The following is a 17,959-nucleotide window of genomic DNA, read 5'->3' as shown; positions in this document are numbered from 1 at the left end:
CACACGGCGTTAATGCGGGTGATTCTGACGAAATCTTGAGTGTCACGGGCCTCACGGGTTTCTGTGGTGTATCACGGGCGTCGTCCACTCTAACGTGGTCGGCGGGTAATGGCGTGCCCAGAGACTTAGGATAAGAAGCGATGAATCAGCAGAAGGAAGTGCCAATCTCGGTACGCGTCCGATTCGCGCATGCCGTGATGGCCCATCTTGCTGAGGCACATGACTTCGACGTACTGCATGTGAAAGGCCCAGCCGTGGCTCCAGGGCTGCGTCGAGAGCACGCCTCGAGTCAGGACGCCGACATTCTGGTGCGGCCCTCCCACCTGCAAGAATTCCTCGATGCGATCGGCCAGCACGGATGGTTTCGGCTCACGGGCTTCACCACTGGCTCTGCTTTTGAGCATGCCGCCGTGTACCACCACGACAGTTGGGCCAGCGTTGATGTCCATCGCCGTTGGCCCGGTTTTGATATGTCGCCAGAGGCTGCTTTTGACCAGATCTGGCAAGAACGTGATTTTGCTCAAATTGCTGGGATTTCATGCCCGGTGCCGTCGAGGGCCGCTCAAAGCCTGATTTTGATTCTGCATGCAGCTCGGGCGCCCTATGAACATGTGCGTGAACGAGCCATCGACTTTGCCTGGGACACTCAACCCGCAGAGTTCCAGGCTGAAGTGCGCGGGCTAGTCAAGCGACTCAACGCAGACGTGGGCTTTGCCTTCGGTCTGGGTCAAGGGAGACCGTGGCTCATCGGCCTGGCGCTCGGTTATGGAGCACCGCGTCAGACGACACCTCGCGACTCATCCAGTGGCAAGCACGGATCGCCGAGGCGCCAACCAAGCGGGATGCGCTGCGGATCACGATGCAGAGTTTGCTGGTCAGCCGTGACCACCTGAGATTCGAATTAGGGCGCGTCCCCACAAACGCAGACGTCGTCCGTGAGTTTGGCCATCGCACCCGCAAGGGCCTCAGCGAAGTAGTCCGAGTTGCGGGTGTCGGGTTGGTCACGCTGCGGAACCGGGCCAGGAGGCACGAGTGAGTTTCGTGCACAAGGGCGACAATGTGGTGGAGATTGAACGCCAAGGAGCGCGCGGTGAGCTGCTGTTCTATGTTGCAGTGCTCCCCGATGGCCCATTAGTGGTGCTGGAAGATGCCAGCGCGATGATCTGGCTGCGCCTGAGCGAGGCTCCTAGCGAGGACGACTTGGTTGCCGCCATCGCGGAAGATTTTGAGCTCGCCCCGGAAGATGTGGCTGAGGGCGTGCACGCCGCCTTGGCGTCCTTCTCCGAGATCGGCTTAATCCAGCTCGATTAGGTCGCCCACGCGCTGGTTTAGCGCAGTAACCCCAGTAAGTAGTCCCCGTAGCCCGACTTGCGCAAGGGCTCGGCGCGCTCGGCAAGTTCGGCGTCGCTCAAATATCCCATCCGCCAGGCAACTTCCTCGGGGCGCCGATCTTCAAACCCTGCCGGCCCTCAAGAGTTCGCACATAATTGGCGGCATCGTTCAGTGAGTCAACAGTTCCAGTGTCGAGCCACGCGGTACCCCGTGGTAGGACCTGCACCTGCAGGTTTCCTTCTTCCAGGTAGAGCCGGTTGAGGTCGGTGATCTCGAGTTCGCCACGAGCAGATGGCTGCAGGCCACGCGCCCTTTCCACCGCCGTGTCGTCGTAGAAGTACAGGCCGGGCACCGCATACCGGCTGCGTGGGTTTTCTGGTTTCTCTTGCAGTGACAGCGCGGTCCCGCTGTCATCAAAGTCGACGACGCCATATTCTCTGGGGTTGCTGACCTCATAGCCATAGATAGCTGCGCCATCGAGGGTCGAGAACCGGCGCAACTGGTTGCCTAGGCCTGGTCCGTAAAAGATGTTGTCGCCGAGCACCAGGCCCAGTCTGTCGTTGCCGATGTGCTCGGCCCCAATGTGAAAGGCCTGGGCGATTCCATCTGGGCTCGGCTGCTCGGCATAGCTCAAGGAGACTCCGAACTGCGACCCATCGCCCAGCAACCGCCGAAACTGCGGGGCGTCATGCGGTGTAGTGATGATCAAGATATCGGTGATCCCGGCCAGCATCAGTGTCGATAGGGGGTAATAGACCATCGGCTTGTCATAGACAGGCATCAATTGCTTGCTAATCCCCAGGGTGATCGGGTGCAAACGAGAGCCAGTGCCACCAGCCAGCAAGATTCCACGCATGAGCCGACGGTAGCCGAGACTCACCTATTCTTGGCATATGCAACAACTGTTAGTGACCGGTGGAGCCGGCTTTATTGGGTCCAACTTTGTGCACTACGTGGTGGCAAACACTGATGCGCGAGTGATCGTCCTGGACAAACTCACGTATGCGGGAAGCCGGGAGTCGCTGGCAGGTTTGCCCGCAGAGCGAGTCGAGTTAGTGGTAGGCGACGTGGCGGATGCAGCCCTGGTTGATGACCTGGTTAGTCGACTCAGCGGGCCCGAAGATGCCGTCGTGCACTACGCGGCCGAGTCGCACAACGACAATTCGCTGAACGACCCAAGCCCGTTTATCCAAACCAACATCGTGGGCACTTTCACCTTGCTGGAGGCTGTGCGCAAGCACGATGTGCGGTTGCACCACATCTCCACCGATGAGGTTTATGGCGACCTGGAGTTGGACGACCCACAGAGGTTCACCGAGGCCACGGCATACCGACCGAGCAGTCCGTATTCGGCCTCCAAAGCCGGGGCTGACCATCTGGTGCGCGCCTGGGCTCGCTCTTTCGGCGTGCGAGCCACCCTGAGCAATTGCTCGAACAACTATGGCCCCTGGCAGCACATTGAAAAGTTCATCCCGCGCCAGATCACCAACCTTTTGCAGGGCGGCCGCGCCAAGGCTGTATGGCACCGGCGACCACGTGCGCGACTGGATCCACGCCGATGACCACTCCAGCGCCGTCTGGACAATCTTGTCTCGGGGGAGGTCGGCGAGACCTACCTCATCGGCGCTGACGGCGAAAAGTCCAACCGTGAAGTGGTGGGCCTGATCCTGGAGTCGCTGGGCCTGGCTGCCGACGACTTTGACCACGTCAATGACCGCGCTGGCCACGACCTTCGCTACGCCATTGACTCATCGAAGTTGCGTGACGAGCTGGGCTGGACGCCCGAGTATGCGGACTTCAGTGAGGGACTGCGCCGGACCATCGAGTGGTACCGCGAGCGCCAGGACTGGTGGGCGCCAACGAAGAATGACGTTGAAAACCGCTACGCGGCAGGGGGCCAGTGATGGCTGGGTCGCAGTTGCTCGTTGAAAAGACTGCCATTCCAGGTCTTTTTGTCCTCGATTTGCCCGTGCATGGGGACAATCGCGGCTGGTTCAAAGAGAATTGGCAGCGCGAAAAGATGGTGGCCTTAGGCCTGCCTGATTTTGCGCCCGTGCAGCACAGCGTTGCCTACAACGAAGCCGCCGGTGTCACCCGTGGCATCCACGCCGAGCCATGGGACAAGTTGGTGTCCATCGCTCACGGCCAGGCCTTTTGTGCCTGGGTGGACCTGCGACCTGGCCCATCTCAGGGCGTCGTGCACACCGAAATGCTGGACCCGGGCAAGGCTGTCTTCGTGCCGCGCGGAGTGGGCAACTCCTATCAAACTCAGGTGCCCGGCACCGTGTACTCCTACCTGGTGAACCAGCACTGGAGCCCCGATGTCGCCTACACCTTGCTCAACTTGGCCGATGAGACGGTAGCCATCGACTGGCCCATCCCGTTGAGCGAGGCTGAGATTTCGACCAAAGATGAGAACCATCCACGGCTGGCTGACATCAAACCCATCCCACCTCTGCGCACTCTGATCATCGGCGCTCGCGGCCAGGTCGGCCAGGCGCTGCAGGCCGAGTTGCCCCACGCGGACGCGGTGGCACGCGATGAATTGGACCTGGCTGACGCCGCTGCCGTCCAGGCGTTCGACTTCTCTGGCTATGACGTAGTGATCAACGCCGCCGCCTTCACCCAGGTCGATGGAGCAGAGACTGAGACGGGCCGGCGCGCAGCCTGGGCCGCCAACGCCGTTGGTGTTGCCGCGTTGGCTCGTGCGGCAGCTGGGGCCAGCGCGCGGTTGGTGCACTTCTCAACCGACTATGTCTTTGACGGCGCTGCCGATGAGCCGTGGGCCACAACCGATGATTTTGCTCCGCTCAGCGTCTATGGCCAGTCCAAAGCCGCTGGTGACCTGGCTGTCTCCGTGCACCCACAGCACTACATCCTGCGCACCTCGTGGGTGATCGGGTCTGGCAATAACTTCATCTCCACAATGCAGCGACTAGCTGCCAATGGGGTCAGCCCCAGCGTGGTCAACGACCAGGTCGGCCGGTTGAGTTTCGCGCAAGACTTGGCGCGTGCCGCTCGACACCTCATCGACGTGTCGGCACCATATGGCACCTATAACGTCACGAGCGCGGGTGAGCCAATGACGTGGGCGCAGATTGCTGAGGCTGCGTTTGTGGCCAGCGGCCGGGAAGCAACGGATGTCACCGGTATCTCGACTGCCGACTATTTCGCTGGGGCCACCGAGCCAGTTGCCCCTCGGCCAAAGTGGTCGGTCTTGGATCTGTCAGCGATCGAAGCCACCGGATTCGAGACAACAGATCAGCGTGCAAGCTTGGCCCGCTATCTGCGTGGGTCAGTCGGATAAGTTGATCTTGTGTCTAAGCCACTGACTCTGATGTTTGTCTGCACCGCCAATATTTGTCGGTCGACGTTTGCCCACGCGCTGGCTGAGAACGTGGCCGGGCCGGATCGGTTGCGGGTGATCAGCGCTGGCACCCACGCCAAACCTGGCTTGGTTATGGACCCGCTGATGGTGGCGGAGTTGAGCGATCGCGGAGTCCGCTCGCCCCAGATCGCCAGCGAGCGGACGGTCGCGGCGAACCTTCGCGAAGCGGACCTGGTGCTGACCATGACAGTTGAGCACCGGACATACCTGCTGGAAGATTTTCCGCAGTTTGTTGGCAAGCTCTACACGCTGGGTCAGTTCGCGAAGGCGATGGAGCAGGTGCCTGAGTCGGTGACGGGTGCCGAGTTGCTGAAGGCGGTCAAGAAGCATCGTGGCCGGGCTAGCAAGGCTGATGACATCGCCGACCCGTACGGCAAGGGTATGAGCCAACGCATGCCGCGGCCGAGCAGATCGATGAACTGGTGCGGGGTGTAGTGGCCAGGTTGGCGGCCTAGCGGGCTAGGCTGTTCCCTGACGTGCTTGAAGGCGCGACTCAGAATGTGCTGGACCTGAATGTGCACCACCCTGAATGTGCACCACCCCGAATTGGCAGTACCCCGAATTGGCAGTACCCCGAATTGCTCAAGGAGTTTGACCATGCGCCGCACTGTGACCACTTTGTCGATGGCTGCCCTGGCTGTGGCCGGGCTTTCCGCTTGTGGCGACTCGGGTGACGAAGACCTGACGCAGGCGCAGACCGCTGAGGCGCTGCTGACCCAGGAAGACTTCCCGCTGGAGGGTTACACCCGCGGGTCTGTGACGGAGCGCGCGGCTGATGCTGGCACGCAGACCGCTGACCCGGACGACTCGCTGGCCGCTTTGATGGAGGACGCCGACGTCCCCGAAGAGTGCCTCACCGCGCTTGAGGCGACTGACTTTGGCGGCAGCGCCACCACGGCTGAGTCTTCCGTGCCTTTCATCAGCGAGACCGAAGGCGCTTTGATCACTCCAGAGATGGAGGTCGTCGTCGGCACTGCTGCCGGTGACTCCCCGCTTGACCTGCTCAACGAGGTCAACGATGCCTGTGCTGACGTCGAGGTGACTGATGCCAACATGGGCTTCACGATGACCTTCTCGTCGTTGGACAACCTGGATGGCACCAAGATCACGGTCGCAATCGCCGATCAGACCGTAGAGATGACGATGGCTGGCAAGACTGAGGGCAACACCATCGTTGCTGTGCTTGGTCAAGGCGTGACGCAAGAGGATGTTGAGACAGTTGTTAACGCTCAGGTCGACAAGGTGAATGCGCTCGCCGAAGGCTAGGAGCGAATCGATGGGAATCTTCAACCGTTTGGTCTAGCGCGTCGCCCCTGACCGCCCTACTCTGAAGTAGTAGGGCCGCCACAAACCGTGAATGTGGCCAGAGTAGAGGGTGTGTTGTGGGCACAAAGTCGAGTCCAAAACACCGCCGGCAGACTCGAAGGATTCGTCCTGGGGTGTGGCGAGCTGTGGTCGGTGCGTCCATGCTGCCCGCCGTGGCTGTGGTGGCTCCAGCCAGTGCCGATAACAACGACGATTCCGATAACTCCTCTGGCCGCTCCTATGGAGGGCGCTCAACTGGCCCGACGACGCTGCAGACCTTGCCGGCCGACAGCAACTTCCCGACGCCCGGCGGCCCGAAGCGCGACGATCTTCCAGATGACGTTGACTTGCCCGGGGCTTTCCAGTCCAACGTCTTTTGTGACCCGCAGGACCGTCCTGGCCTGCAAGCTTTTGGTGCCCTGCTAGGCGATCAGTGGGACCGGCCCGGCTACACCACATCGCGCACGTGCCTAAACATGAAGTCGGATCACTACGACGGGCGCGCGATCGACTGGCAACTGAACGCCTTTGACCCCCAAGACCGGCGCATCGGTGACGAGGTCGTTGCTTGGTTGAGCGCCAACGACGGCGAGATGGCCAAGCGCTTCGGTATGCAGTCGATCATCTGGAACAACCAGATCTTCCGTCCCGATGGCTCGGGGTGGCCGGGGTATGTCGGCCAGTCGCCACACAGACCACGTGCACTTCTCGTTTAGCTGGGACGGCGCCATGATGCGCACGTCGTGGTGGACCGGGTGCCCGTCGAACTTCCCGACCTGGGGCCATGCGAAGTCGATGCGTCTGGGTTGGCTGTCATCACCTTGCAGGCCCGTGCCGATGCAACGTGCGCGAATGAAGGCCCGACCTACCTCGAGTCGGCCTACACGCCATACCGAGGTGAAGTGATCGCCGAAGGCGCCGAGGGTCCAGCGGTGCAGGTGTTGCAACAGGGGCTTGGTGTTGAAGACGACGGCATCTTTGGGCCCGCCACCAAGGCTGCGCTGCTGGAGTTCACCGAAGACCACCCGTGGCTGGAGACTCGAGATGAGACATCGGCGACGTTGTGGCACGTCTTGGAGTTGCAGGACTATCCGACGATGCCGTATCGATCGATGCAGACAGAAGAGGGAGATCGGGGCTATCAGGTCTCGGTGTTGCAGACCCAACTTGATGTCGAAGTCGATGGGATCTTTGGCCCACTGACAGCCGAAGCGGTGCGGTCCGCGCAAAAGAGTCTGGTCTGACTCCCACGGGCATCGTGGACGGGCTTACCTGGGCAGAGTTGGACGCTGGGATCGCAGGCGCAGCAATGCCAGTGCCGTTAAGTGTTCACGGCGGCAACGTTGCGAGTTGGACGCAAAACGACTGATTTCCTTTAGGCTGGGAACATGTCCCGTCCGCATATTGCCTCGCTGATAGAGGACGCCTTTTTTGGCAGCATCGAATCGGTTCTGCGCGCTCGCGGTTGGCGCGAACGCATTATTGGTTACACCGGTTATGGGACGGCCGATCGAGTGCGCGTGCTTGGCCGGGTGCTTCTCAGCCGAGAGGGTGAGTCGTCGGACCCGTCATCGGCGGCCACTGCGACCAGGCAAGAGATCGAAGAGGCGGATGTCTTTGAGCGCGGCTGGAAAGCGTTCTTGACGGCTCCTGCTGCCAATACGCCGGTCCGAGTGCAGGTGGGGGTGGCTAGTGGAGTAGTACGCACCGACCGTGGGGGCTACCTTGACGCGACGGTCTCCGGACATGGACTGGAGCCGGGGTGGCATCGGGTCAAGTTGAGCGTGCTGAGTGGCGACAAGATCGAGGCAGACGTCAATATCGTCAGCCCAGACGCTGCGATTGGCCTAGTCAGCGACATCGATGACACGGTGATGGTCACTCTCCTGCCGCGCCCACTGATCGCCGCGTGGAACACTTTCGTGCGCAGTGAAGAGGTGCGCGAAGAGGTGCCGGGGATGGCCGCGATGTATCGCTCGCTGATGGCTGAGAACCAAGGCGCTCCCATCTTCTATGTGTCGACTGGAGCCTGGAACACGGCGCCTACGCTGACACGCTTTATGCGCAGGCATGATTACCCCAATGGGCCGATGCTGTTGACCGACTGGGGGCCGACGAACACAGGTTGGTTCCGCAGTGGCCAGGCACACAAGCGAGGGCAATTGGCGCGGTTGGCCAAAGAATTTCCGGACCTCAATTGGGTCTTGGTTGGTGATGACGGGCAGCATGATCCGGCGATCTACAGCGACTTCGCGGACGATCACCCGAAGCGGGTCGAAGCGATCGCCATTCGACAGCTGAGCCCAGCGCAGCAGTTCTTGAGCCACGGGTTGCCGATCGCCACCGATGAGTTGCTGGGGCGTTTGCGGGGCGGCATCCCGATTGTGCGTGCGCCCGATGGCTTCACGCTGCATACTCTGATTCAGAGCGCACGGCGGCGCAGAGGCCGCCTGGCTGAGTCGTCGTGGGTGCCTCAGGCTGACCAAAGCTAGCGCGGCAAAGAGCGGAGCTGGTATGCCGGAGTTGCCTGAAGTGCAGGCATTGACTGACTTTTGGGTGATCGCGCGGTCGGCCAAGTCATCACCGATGTCGAGTTGGGCTCGATCGCCGTGCTGAAAACCTATAGCCCGCAGCCGTCTTCACTAGTCGGGCGCCCCATTGATGGCGTGAGTCGACACGGCAAGTTTATTGACGTGGATGTTGATGGCACGCATTTGATCTTTCACCTGGCCCGGGCGGGATGGCTGCGTTGGTCAGAGAAGATTCCAAAAACCCGAGTGCGCCCTGGCAAATCGCCTATCGCGTTGCGAGTGCGGTTGTCCGATGAGTCAGGTTTTGACCTGACCGAGGCTGGCACGCGCAAGGGCTTGGCGGCATACGTGGTGGAAAACGCAAACGAGGTCCCCGGCGTGGCACGGTTGGGTCCGGACCCGTTGGATGATGACTTCACTGAAGACGCGTTCGCGTCGATCTTGAGTGAGCACAACAAGCAGATCAAGGGTCTGCTGCGCGATCAGAGCGTGATCGCGGGGGTGGGCAACGCATACTCGGATGAGATTTTGCATGTCGCCAAGACGTCCCCGTTTGCCATGGCGCCTAAATTGTCAGCCGAGCAAGTGCATACCGTTTATCTGGCGCTGCGCGAGACGCTGTTGGGTGCGGTTGCGGTCGCTCATGGCAAACCTGCGGCGGAGCTCAAAGATGCCAAGCGCAGTGGTATGCGGGTGCATGGGCGCACGGGAGAAGACTGCCCGGTGTGTGGTGATGTGGTGCGAGAGGTCAGTTTTGCCGACACATCGCTGCAATATTGTGCGACCTGTCAGACCGGCGGCAAGCCGTTGGCTGATCGACGGATGTCCAAACTGTTGAAGTGACCTTGACGCGTCGCGCTATTCGTTTGCGTCAGAGGTCATGCCTGGCATTATGGCGGCATGACCGATGTAAAGAATGTCGACGTAAGCAGCCTCGCCGACGATGCTGTCGTGATTGATGTCCGCAGCAGGGAGGAGTGGGATCAGGGGCACGCACCGAATGCGGTGTTTACTCCGATTGAAGACTTGCCGACGGCTCTCGGTAACGTGCCGGTCGGGCAGACCGTGCCGGTAATTTGCCGCAGCGGTGGCCGTTCGACGCGTGCCGTTGAGTGGTTGAACCAGCAGGGCTTGGAGACCGTCAATGTTGATGGCGGGATGCAGGCCTGGGACGCCGCAGGCAAGGCGATGGTCTCTGAAAATGGGGAGGACCCGCGAGTTGGCTAATGGCTGACCGTCGGCTCAGCGGCTTTTGCCGTGAGCTCACCTCTTGAAAAGCGCTCCGGCCTGGTGGCCGGGGCGTTTTTCAGTCTTGGTAGAGCCGGTTCGTCGATGTGAGGATTTGAAGATCTTCGGCTGTGCCGGTGATCGACACTGTTGCGGGGATCGGCTGCCAGGCTCCGCCATCGACGCTGACTTCGCCGGTGTAGGTGGCTTCGATATGTGGGTTCACTGCACCGGATGACGTGTAGGTATGGGTGATGTCGCCGGTCGGGTAGGGGCCACCGAGGGAGGTTGTCGGTCCGCTCGTTGAGCCGTCCCCGAAGAAGTAGGTCGCTGAGTCGAGTCGCGGGCGAATGTCGACTTGGTGGCCGACGAGGGTCGTGCTGTCGATCTCGCCAGGGGCAAATCCGGCTTCTGGCCAGGCGAGTTGGTAGTAGACGGGCAAGTTGATGAGCGTGCGGTTGCCGGGTGGTTGCATCGTCGTGGTTGGCAGGGCGAACTCGGTGCGGTGGAATTGCTCGATGATCATCGCTTCGGTCAGGCCCGGCGCTGCGCCGGATTGGGCTGGAGTTTCGTCGGTGAAGCAGGTGTTGCCGATGTACTCCCAGGTGCCGATTGACCCGTCGGCGTCTGCATGGCGTCGAAAGACTCGGCTGTAGGGGCCAGAGCTATTGGGCATCGCCGTTTGGCAATAGGTGACGGCGCGGGCGCAGAGGGCGCTGGTCGGGTTGGCCGTCGTGTTGCCCCGGCAGTCAAAGACGTTGAGGTATTCGTACCACTCAGTCGGTTGCTCCGCGCTGAAACCGGGTGGGTAGACGGCTGACAAGGCTGTGGTTTCAGCGCTGGACATGCCGACGTAGACACCAGCATCATCAAAAGTGCAGCCCAACGCACCGCAGGATGGAATTTGTACTTGTAGCGGAGCGAGCGTCATTGCGAGAAGAGTCAACATTTTCGCCTAGACACTGGCCGAAGCGAAAGAATCAACGACCCAACCGGTTGTATCCCAGCGGAGGTTTAACTGCACTAGAAGCCCTTGGGCTCCTTCGACCGACCTCACGACTGTGCCGTTGCTGTCTACTAAATCGTATGCGTCTTGGTTTGCGTCGAACTGCGCAACGTAGGTGCTGCCCGTCATTTCGATGCGTGGTTCCGAATACGAAATCACTGTGTCGGGTCCTGAGAGGCCGTCTGCTTGCAGGTCGCTCACGCTGTTCTCCAGGTTCAAGCAACCTTCACAACTGGGCGAGGCGAACTCCGTGAAAAGGCCCGTGCGCGGGTCGGAAACGGTTGCGTTGATGAGGCTCATGTAGTAGGTGGCAAACGCCTCCGCCCCTTCAACGCTCTCCTCCATTTCAGAAGTCGGCATCGCAGTCGGCTCGGCAGCCTTGCTGGGCGCCTCAGTCGTAGCAACAACTTGGTCGTCTGACGGCACTGCTGTCGTGCTTCGGGCGCCATCACCAGACGGAGGCATACTCGGCTCTCCGGCGTCTGAGCAGGCGCTCAGGGCCAGGCCCAGCGCTAGAGCGGATGCAACAAAGTAGCGACGCATCGCGTTGGTCCCCCATCGTTTTCGCTGCGTGCCCCACGGCCGCAACTTTCCCTGCGCCTAAGTCTGCCTGATTGATGCCCATTTGTGCAGTCCTGATCCACAGGCTCGGCCACATCGTCCGTTAGGTGCCGCGGCCAAATAAGGGGCAGGAAGCGAGTCAGGCCTCTAGCCAACATCGAACATATGTACTAATATGGACCTATTGAACCGACTGGGGAGTCGAAAATGGGGACTGAGAATCTTGGGGCAGGGCGCGGAGATCCGAGCGATGTGGTGCCGTCGGCGAAGAGTTCTGAGGGCCGGGGAAGTCGCGCATCGGTGACTGAGGAAACGCGGAAGCTATTGATCGAGTGTGGTTATCAGCCAGCTATCGCCGCGCACATCGTGCGTCTCGCGCCCAATGGGCCGCATGCGGATTCTGGCCAGCCCTCAGATTCCGGTCATTGTGCAGCGCTGGGGGATCGCGCTGAGGCCTCTGTTGCTCTTGGGCGATGGTGCGAAGCGGAGCTATTCGAGACGGCGCGCATGATGACGATTTCCGCGGAGAGCAGTTGCTGCCGGGCCTCGGGGTGACGAGTCCCGCAGACCTGACGCCAGCCCAGGCGAGGCGCTGGCGGGCGTGCGCAAAGTCAGCGGTTGCAGCTGAGCTCAACGCGCTCGCAGGTTGGGGCATCCAAAACTGTCATGACCGGGTGAGTCTCTCCTTGGCTCCTCGCTCAATTGCTAGCCAAGCTCTATGCGGATTGCGCGAAGGGTGGAACGATTCCCGGGCTGTGCTGGACTTCTGGCGACGGGTCCGGGGCCTCAGCGTTGAATCCGCGGAGAAGATAGCGGGGGCGGCTCTCGGACCGCATGTCGATGGAGACGGGCAGCCTGTCCGACCGTCACAGGCTCAGTTCGCTGAGCGCCTCGGCCGTGCCGTCATCTCGGTGGAGGGCTCGCAGGCGACGGCGCGAGATCGACGCGAAAGTCGGCTTCGAGACCGAGACGCATTCGCTGACATTGATGACGATGGAGTTGGGGTTCTCTCGTTAACAGGGGTGCGGCCTCGGTGGCTGCGGCTGCCTTGAGGGTTGACGTCATCGCTCGCAAAGCCCGAGCCGCTGGAGATCCTCGAACGATTGGGCAGATTCGGTCAGATCTTGCTCTGGCGCTCATCATCCACGGGTCGATCCCAGAAAGCGCGGCAGATTCGGGTCAGGGTGCAGCAGCAGCAGCAGCGTCGGAGGTCGGATCGGGCCACCTTGGGATCGCTGACGTCGGGCCCCTCGTCAGGGCGGCCCTCGATAGGCATCCGGCCCCAATCAAACTTGAAGTCGTCGTGCCATTGAACGCTCTTGTGGACGGAGCATCTGTAGAGACCGGGAGCATTAGCGGCATCGGCGCAATCTCCGCCGAACACGGGCGCGAGTTGGCCCTCACCCCCGGCACGACAATCCACCGCATCCTCACAGACCCGGCCGATGGCCGTTGCCTCGAGCGATCCGTGGCCACCTATCTGCCAGACGCCGAGATGTTAAAGCAGATTAGGGCCGCTGATCGGACCTGTCGTGGGCCTGGCTGTGTGCGAGATGCAAGGAGTTGCCAACCCGATCACGAACGTCCGTACGCCGACGGCGGCGAGACAAGTGAGACCAACCTGGCGTTGAAGCACTCTTTCCATCACAACAACAAGACAATGAAGTTGTGGGAGAGCGAGCTGCACCCCGATCGTCGAGTCTCGTGGTCAACGCTATTTGGCCGCTCGTATGTGACTCGTCCATACGACTACAGGTCGTTGATGGCTCTAGCCGCTGAGGGGTCAGCGGTTCCGATGGGGAGTCCGAGCCAGGGACAGACCGAACCCAGCGCGGATAGCGCGGTCTATCTCGCTTTAGCCGAGCACTGGCGCAGCGGATCTCTGACTCCGATGTCTGACGATGGCGATAGCTCTGAGATGGCAGCTCTGCTTTCGCTGCAGCACCACACTCCTGGCGGGATGGTGCGACCGGGGCCATCGCCGGTAGCGCTGGCGGCCATCTACGGCGCTGAAGGCCTCATCGACCGAGACCCGAGTGGGCTCCCAGCGGCCAAGGATCATGATGGGCCCTCAGTTAGAGGGGCCGCGATTGATGCAGAAAATGACCCACCGCCATTCTAGGTCGACACGCAGTGGGCGCAGTTTGGCCCCAGGCAAACTGGTTGCCTGGGGCCAAACGCAAAACATGTTCTGCGGCTCTATCGGTCTAACGCGGCTAGTCCTTCAACCTTCAGTGCGTCGACGGCTCCGTCTCGATCTCGGAGCGATCGCCCGACCAAAGCGTGTGGAACACGCCTTCCTTGTCGACTCGCTTGTAGGTGTGAGCGCCAAAGAAGTCACGCTGACCCTGCACCAGGGAAGCCGGGAGCCGTTCTGATGCTAGAGCGTCGTAGTAGCTCAGGGCCGACGAGAAGCCGGGCACCGGGATGCCCGACAGCGCTGCCTTAGCGACGATGCGACGCCAGGCTGCCTCGCCCTCGGCTACAGCCTTGGCGAAGTATGGGTCCTCAAGCAAGGTCGAAATCGAGGAGTCGTTTTCGTACGCATCAACAATGCGGTTCAAGAACTGCGCACGGATGATGCAACCGCCGCGCCAAATCTTGGCCACCGCGCCCTTGTCGATGTTCCAGCCATACTCTTCGGCGCCAGCAATGATGGCGTCGAAGCCCTGGGCATAGGCCACCATCTTGGACGCATAGAGAGCCTTCTGGACATCGTCGGCGAAGTTCTCGCCAGCCTCTTGAATCTCGGGCCGAGTCTCAATCGTCTTCTGCATCGCGGCACGCTGGGCCGGCTTCGACGACACTGCGCGAGCGAATACGGCCTCGGCGATGCCACCAACGGGCACGCCCAGGCCAGTCGCGGTCTGCACGGTCCACACGCCAGTGCCCTTGGATCCAGCCTGGTCAAGGATCACGTCAACCAGCGGTTTGCCGGTTTCGGCGTCCTTCTGCTTCAGCACCTCTGCCGTGATTTCAATCAGGTATGACTCAAGCTCGCCGCTGTTCCATTCCTCAAACACGCCAGCAATCTCGGCTGGCTCAAGCCCACCAACGCGACGCAGCAGGTCATACGACTCTGCTATCAGCTGCATGTCGGCATACTCGATGCCGTTGTGGATCATCTTGACGAAGTGACCGGCCCCGTCGGTCCCCACGTGTCACGCACGGCTCGCCCTCAGCGACGGCCGCAATCGTTTCGAGGATCGGCCCAAGCGTCTCGTAGGCCTCAGCCGAGCCGCCGGGCATGATCGAAGGACCCTTCAGCGCACCTTCCTCGCCGCCAGAGATGCCAGCGCCGACGAAGTTGAAGCCCTTGTCGCTCAGGTCTGCTTCGCGGGCAATCGTGTCGTTGAAGTTAGCGTTTCCGCCGTCGACGATGATGTCGCCCTCTTCAAAAACGTCGGTCAACTGCTCGATGACCGCGTCTGTCCCCTTGCCAGCCTGCACCATGATGATTGCGGTACGCGGCTTGCTGAGCGAGTTCGCAAACTCCTCAATGCTCTTGGCCGGGATAAAGCCAGCCTCGGGATGCTCTTCGGTCAGCAGGTCTGTGCGCTCAGGGGAGCGGTTGTAGACCGCCACCGTGTTGCCCTCGCGGCTGGCGAGGTTGCGCGCCAGGTTTGACCCCATCACCGCCAATCCAATGACGCCAATGTTTGCCTTGCCCTGGGTGTCGCTGTCAGTCATGAAGTCTCCATCCCGCGTCTGGTCTCCCTGAGGAGTCGTTTCAGGGACAAGCCTAGTGGTGGGGATCAGCACATGTCATGGGTGTGCCAAGTGTTGCTTTGCCATGGCGCCTCACCTTGGTGCCCGCCGAGATGCTCAGAGGAGTGCGGGCTAGTTAGGTTTGCGTCGAGGGGCACGCCGCTCCGGGGCGGGAGGCACCGGCTTGCTCAAAATGACGTCAGCGAGCAACAGGTCAACCGGACCGGTTTTGGTTTCCACTGTCACCCATTCTTCGGTCAGGGCGACCAGATGGCCGAGAGTGTCAGTGGCGCGCTGGCCGCCCTCGATATAGCTGCGCACCACGACGCGGGTGCCCAGCGGCGTACTCCGTAGCCGTTCTGCCGTCATATTAGAATCTCTACCTCTATTCGTAGATAACTATAGAGTGCGATCAAGAGTCTTAATCCGGCGATCAGGCTAGGTCAGCGGCTCATGGACACGATATAAGCGACAAGTGCGCCGACGGCTACGCCTACGAGGACGAGCAGGACTGTCCGGAGATTTGCGCGCTTCATGCCGTCAGCCTACGGGTGTGGTCTTGGGTGGCCGGTATTGCGAGACCGCAACGCCCAGCAGCACGACCATCGCGCCCACCGGTTCGTTCCAGGTCAGGTGCTCACCCAGGAAGGCAATGCCGACGATCGCCGCCACGATCGGCGTGAGGTACGTGACGCTGCTTGCGGTGGTCGCGCCAGCACGCGCAATGACCTGGAAGTACATGATGAAGGCAACCCCGGAGCCCAGGGCCCCGAGCGCAACCATCGCCACGACGACCTCAAACGTGACGGGCGCGGCCGGTGAAAGCCCAGATATGAGCAGCACCGGCACCAGCAGCAGGCTCGCCATCGACACCTGACTAGTCGCCAGACCGATCGGCGTGGCGCCCGAGTTGCTGAGATAGCGCTTCGAGTAGGGGATGCCGATGCCGTAGCAAGCGATCGCGGCCAGGCAGGCCAGGATGCCGCCAATCTCGCCCTCGGGCATGGACCGCCAGACACCCAGCACGATCAAGATGCCCGCGAAGCCAAGCACCAAACCCAGGCCACGAGCCCAGTTGGGCTTCTCTTCTGGGAATGCGACCAAGACGGCAAGCAGCGTCGCCAAGGGGTAGCCGCGTTGATGATGGCGGCCAAAATCGACGACACATTCTGCTGCCCAATCGCGAAGAGCGTGAAGGGCAGGGCGTTCAGCAGTGCCGCGACGACCACGACGTGACCCCATGTCTTGAGCCCGCGAGGCAACCGAGTTCGGGTTGCCAGAGCAATCAAGATCAACGTCACTGCGCCGAGCGAAAGACGCCCAAACGAAACCTGAATTGACGTCAGCGACTCCAAGCCGATCTCGATGAAGGCAAACGAGCAGCCCCACAGCACAGCTAAAAGGAAGAACTGGGGGAGCCAGCGAGAGTCGGTCGCCCGAGATTGAGTCACTGGGGAACCATAACCTTGACTGCTTCCGCATTTTTTCACATGGGTAAGACGAGTGGGCGCCGCCAAACGTGAGGTCAGTCTGAGACACGCTTGCGGAGTATGTCGAAATCTCGGGTATTGACTAGAGAAGACCATACGATCTAATCGTGGATCCGATTAGTAACCCATATGCGCCTGGCGCTGGTCAGCGACCCCCTGAGCTTGCTGGGCGAGATGAGCAGGTCAAAAGCTTCACCGTTGTGCTGGAGCGCATTGCCCGAGGCCGACCAGAACGATCGATGATCCTCACCGGTTTGCGAGGCGTCGGCAAGACCGTCTTGCTCAACACCCTTCGCTCCACGGCCGTTCGCGCTCGCTGGGGCACCGGCAAGCTTGAGGCCCGTCCCGATCAGCCGCTGCGCCGCCCGATGGCCGCTGCCCTTCACATGGCTGTGCGCGAGTTGGGTCACCCCCGAGGCGATGACCTCGACCATGTGCTCGGTGATTAAGGCGTTCGCGCAGCGTGAGCCCGCTGGCTCCAAACTCCGCGACCGCTGGAACCCCGGCATCGACGTGCCAGCCGTGACTGGCCGAGCAGACTCCGGTGACATTGAGATCGACCTGGTCGAGTTGCTGACCGATGTCGGTGGCCTGGCTGCAGATGTCGGCAAGGGCGTCGGCATCTTCATCGACGAAATGCAGGACCTCGGCCCCGAAGACATCTCGGCTCTCTGCGCTGCCTGCCACGAGTTGAGCCAATCGGCCCTGCCGGTGATTGTCGTCGGTGCAGGTCTGCCGCACCTGCCGGCCGTGCTTTCGGCGAGCAAGTCCTACTCCGAACGGCTGTTTCGCTACTCGCGCATTGATCGACTGGACCGGGAACAGGCCGCCCGCGCCCTGCGTACTCCAGCCCAAGACGAAAGCGCTGACTTCACACCCGAAGCGCTTGAAGCGATGTATGCGGCGACCGGTGGCTACCCATACTTCATCCAGGCCTATGGCAAGTCGGTGTGGGATGTTGCCCCGGAACCCCCATCACCGATGTCGACGTCAAGGTTGGATCGCCGGAGGCCGAAGCAGAGTTGGCCGTCGGCTTCTTTGGCTCCCGCTATGAGCGTGCCACCCCAGGCGAGCGTGAATACCTGCAGGCCATGGCCGATTTGGGCGCCCAGCCCGTCGAAGACCAGGCCGACGACGCCATCGAATCAGTGGCAACATCCGACGTGGCAATCCACCTCAACCGCAAGGCTCAGTCGTTGTCGCCAGCCCGTGATGCCCTGTTGAAAAAGGGCCTGATCTATTCGGGTGAGCGGGGCCGCATTGCCTTCACGGTGCCGCACTTTGGGCGATATCTGCGGGCGAACACGTAGCAGGAGTGTCAGCGGCGGCAGGCTTGCCACGGGATCGAAAAAAGTTGAAGACAGCTGTCGGTTTGAGGTGGATGAGTTCGTGGAGCAGTTTGAGGGCACTC

General features: G+C 61.3%; 17 protein-coding genes and 5 pseudogenes. 15 read left to right on the top strand and 7 right to left on the bottom strand.

Annotated features, from left to right (window positions below):
- Positions 1–140 precede the first annotated feature (140 nt).
- The gene (locus L0A91_RS11590) at positions 141–893 is read left to right on the top strand and encodes a nucleotidyltransferase family protein (protein WP_235244570.1); all 753 of its coding nucleotides are present in this window, start codon (positions 141–143) and stop codon (positions 891–893) included.
- A gap of 139 nt (positions 894–1,032) precedes the next feature.
- Complete coding sequence (locus tag L0A91_RS11585) at positions 1,033–1,311, top strand: PqqD family protein (protein ID WP_235244569.1); 279 nt, start codon at positions 1,033–1,035, stop codon at positions 1,309–1,311.
- Positions 1,312–1,328: 17 nt separating this feature from the next.
- Here L0A91_RS11585 and rfbA read toward each other — a convergent pair.
- A pseudogene (gene rfbA / locus L0A91_RS11580) lies at positions 1,329–2,188 on the bottom strand (glucose-1-phosphate thymidylyltransferase RfbA).
- Between the two features lie 37 nt (positions 2,189–2,225).
- Between rfbA and L0A91_RS11575 the strand changes: the two are divergent.
- From L0A91_RS11575 to L0A91_RS11535, 10 genes and pseudogenes are all read left to right on the top strand, one after another.
- Positions 2,226–2,997 (top strand): annotated as a pseudogene (locus tag L0A91_RS11575) (dTDP-glucose 4,6-dehydratase).
- The gene (locus tag L0A91_RS19960; RefSeq protein ID WP_397333715.1) at positions 2,988–3,236 is read left to right on the top strand and encodes a hypothetical protein; all 249 of its coding nucleotides are present in this window, start codon (positions 2,988–2,990) and stop codon (positions 3,234–3,236) included. Before L0A91_RS11575 ends, L0A91_RS19960 begins: the two are co-directional and overlap by 10 nt.
- A complete protein-coding gene (locus L0A91_RS11570) occupies positions 3,236–4,639 on the top strand; it encodes a sugar nucleotide-binding protein (RefSeq protein ID WP_235244568.1) in 1,404 nt (467 codons plus the stop codon). The genes L0A91_RS19960 and L0A91_RS11570 overlap by 1 nt, the downstream gene beginning before the upstream one ends.
- 9 nt (positions 4,640–4,648) lie before the next feature.
- Complete coding sequence (locus L0A91_RS11565) at positions 4,649–5,155, top strand: hypothetical protein (RefSeq protein ID WP_235244567.1); 507 nt, start codon at positions 4,649–4,651, stop codon at positions 5,153–5,155.
- 162 nt (positions 5,156–5,317) lie between these two features.
- Complete coding sequence (locus L0A91_RS11560; RefSeq protein WP_235244566.1) at positions 5,318–5,986, top strand: hypothetical protein; 669 nt, start codon at positions 5,318–5,320, stop codon at positions 5,984–5,986.
- A gap of 200 nt (positions 5,987–6,186) precedes the next feature.
- On the top strand, positions 6,187–6,741 hold the full coding sequence (locus tag L0A91_RS11555; RefSeq protein ID WP_235244565.1) for a hypothetical protein: 555 nt from the start codon (positions 6,187–6,189) through the stop codon (positions 6,739–6,741).
- A 39-nt stretch (positions 6,742–6,780) separates the two neighbouring features.
- Positions 6,781–7,269 carry a peptidoglycan-binding protein gene (locus tag L0A91_RS11550; protein WP_235244564.1) on the top strand — a complete coding sequence of 163 codons (489 nt, stop codon included), beginning with the start codon at positions 6,781–6,783 and terminating at the stop codon, positions 7,267–7,269.
- Between the two features lie 144 nt (positions 7,270–7,413).
- Complete coding sequence (locus tag L0A91_RS11545) at positions 7,414–8,517, top strand: App1 family protein (RefSeq protein ID WP_235244563.1); 1,104 nt, start codon at positions 7,414–7,416, stop codon at positions 8,515–8,517.
- Between the two features lie 22 nt (positions 8,518–8,539).
- A pseudogene (locus L0A91_RS11540) lies at positions 8,540–9,399 on the top strand (Fpg/Nei family DNA glycosylase).
- Positions 9,400–9,456: 57 nt separating this feature from the next.
- Entirely contained in the window at positions 9,457–9,783 is a 327-nt protein-coding gene (locus tag L0A91_RS11535) for a rhodanese-like domain-containing protein (protein WP_220122068.1), read from the top strand.
- Positions 9,784–9,862: 79 nt separating this feature from the next.
- Here L0A91_RS11535 and L0A91_RS11530 read toward each other — a convergent pair whose 3' ends face one another.
- The gene (locus L0A91_RS11530) at positions 9,863–10,630 is read right to left on the bottom strand and encodes a hypothetical protein (RefSeq protein ID WP_235244562.1); all 768 of its coding nucleotides are present in this window, start codon (positions 10,628–10,630) and stop codon (positions 9,863–9,865) included.
- A gap of 108 nt (positions 10,631–10,738) precedes the next feature.
- Positions 10,739–11,332: a DUF6318 family protein gene (locus tag L0A91_RS11525; RefSeq protein ID WP_235244561.1), complete on the bottom strand. Its 594-nt coding sequence runs from the start codon at positions 11,330–11,332 to the stop codon at positions 10,739–10,741.
- 491 nt (positions 11,333–11,823) lie between these two features.
- Between L0A91_RS11525 and L0A91_RS11520 the strand changes: the two genes are divergently transcribed.
- On the top strand, positions 11,824–12,402 hold the full coding sequence (locus L0A91_RS11520; protein ID WP_235244560.1) for a hypothetical protein: 579 nt from the start codon (positions 11,824–11,826) through the stop codon (positions 12,400–12,402).
- On the top strand, positions 12,384–13,472 hold the full coding sequence (locus tag L0A91_RS11515) for an HNH endonuclease signature motif containing protein (RefSeq protein ID WP_235244559.1): 1,089 nt from the start codon (positions 12,384–12,386) through the stop codon (positions 13,470–13,472). The genes L0A91_RS11520 and L0A91_RS11515 overlap by 19 nt, the downstream gene beginning before the upstream one ends.
- Before the next feature lie 109 nt (positions 13,473–13,581).
- On the opposite strand, the pseudogene gndA reads toward L0A91_RS11515, so the two are convergent.
- From gndA to L0A91_RS11495, 4 genes and pseudogenes are all read right to left on the bottom strand, one after another.
- Positions 13,582–15,040, bottom strand: a pseudogene (gene gndA, locus L0A91_RS11510) (NADP-dependent phosphogluconate dehydrogenase).
- A 150-nt stretch (positions 15,041–15,190) separates the two neighbouring features.
- The gene (locus L0A91_RS11505; protein ID WP_235244558.1) at positions 15,191–15,427 is read right to left on the bottom strand and encodes a hypothetical protein; all 237 of its coding nucleotides are present in this window, start codon (positions 15,425–15,427) and stop codon (positions 15,191–15,193) included.
- Between the two features lie 171 nt (positions 15,428–15,598).
- Positions 15,599–16,162 carry a DMT family transporter gene (locus L0A91_RS11500; RefSeq protein WP_235244557.1) on the bottom strand — a complete coding sequence of 188 codons (564 nt, stop codon included), beginning with the start codon at positions 16,160–16,162 and terminating at the stop codon, positions 15,599–15,601.
- Positions 16,087–16,509, bottom strand: coding sequence for an EamA family transporter (locus tag L0A91_RS11495; protein WP_235244556.1), 423 nt, complete (start codon positions 16,507–16,509; stop codon positions 16,087–16,089). The genes L0A91_RS11500 and L0A91_RS11495 overlap by 76 nt, the downstream gene beginning before the upstream one ends.
- A 146-nt stretch (positions 16,510–16,655) precedes the next feature.
- On the opposite strand from L0A91_RS11495, the pseudogene L0A91_RS11490 reads away from it, so the two are divergent.
- Positions 16,656–17,858, top strand: a pseudogene (locus L0A91_RS11490) (AAA family ATPase).
- Positions 17,859–17,959: the final 101 nt, after the last annotated feature.

It is taken from the genome of Ornithinimicrobium sp. INDO-MA30-4, from assembly GCF_021535045.1.
Classification (GTDB): Bacteria; Actinomycetota; Actinomycetes; order Actinomycetales; family Dermatophilaceae; genus Ornithinicoccus.
This window is presented reverse-complemented; position numbering and strand designations above follow the sequence as displayed.

Coding starts and splice junctions, on each gene's coding strand:
- L0A91_RS11590 (WP_235244570.1), top strand. CDS start 141: ATGAATCAGCAGAAGGAAGTGCCAATCTCGGTACGCGTCCGATTCGCG.
- L0A91_RS11570 (WP_235244568.1), top strand. CDS start 3,236: ATGGCTGGGTCGCAGTTGCTCGTTGAAAAGACTGCCATTCCAGGTCTT.
- L0A91_RS11560 (WP_235244566.1), top strand. CDS start 5,318: ATGCGCCGCACTGTGACCACTTTGTCGATGGCTGCCCTGGCTGTGGCC.
- L0A91_RS11555 (WP_235244565.1), top strand. CDS start 6,187: ATGCTGCCCGCCGTGGCTGTGGTGGCTCCAGCCAGTGCCGATAACAAC.
- L0A91_RS11545 (WP_235244563.1), top strand. CDS start 7,414: ATGTCCCGTCCGCATATTGCCTCGCTGATAGAGGACGCCTTTTTTGGC.
- L0A91_RS11535 (WP_220122068.1), top strand. CDS start 9,457: ATGACCGATGTAAAGAATGTCGACGTAAGCAGCCTCGCCGACGATGCT.
- L0A91_RS11530 (WP_235244562.1), bottom strand. CDS start 10,630: ATGTCCAGCGCTGAAACCACAGCCTTGTCAGCCGTCTACCCACCCGGT.
- L0A91_RS11525 (WP_235244561.1), bottom strand. CDS start 11,332: ATGCGTCGCTACTTTGTTGCATCCGCTCTAGCGCTGGGCCTGGCCCTG.
- L0A91_RS11520 (WP_235244560.1), top strand. CDS start 11,824: ATGGTGCGAAGCGGAGCTATTCGAGACGGCGCGCATGATGACGATTTC.
- L0A91_RS11505 (WP_235244558.1), bottom strand. CDS start 15,427: ATGACGGCAGAACGGCTACGGAGTACGCCGCTGGGCACCCGCGTCGTG.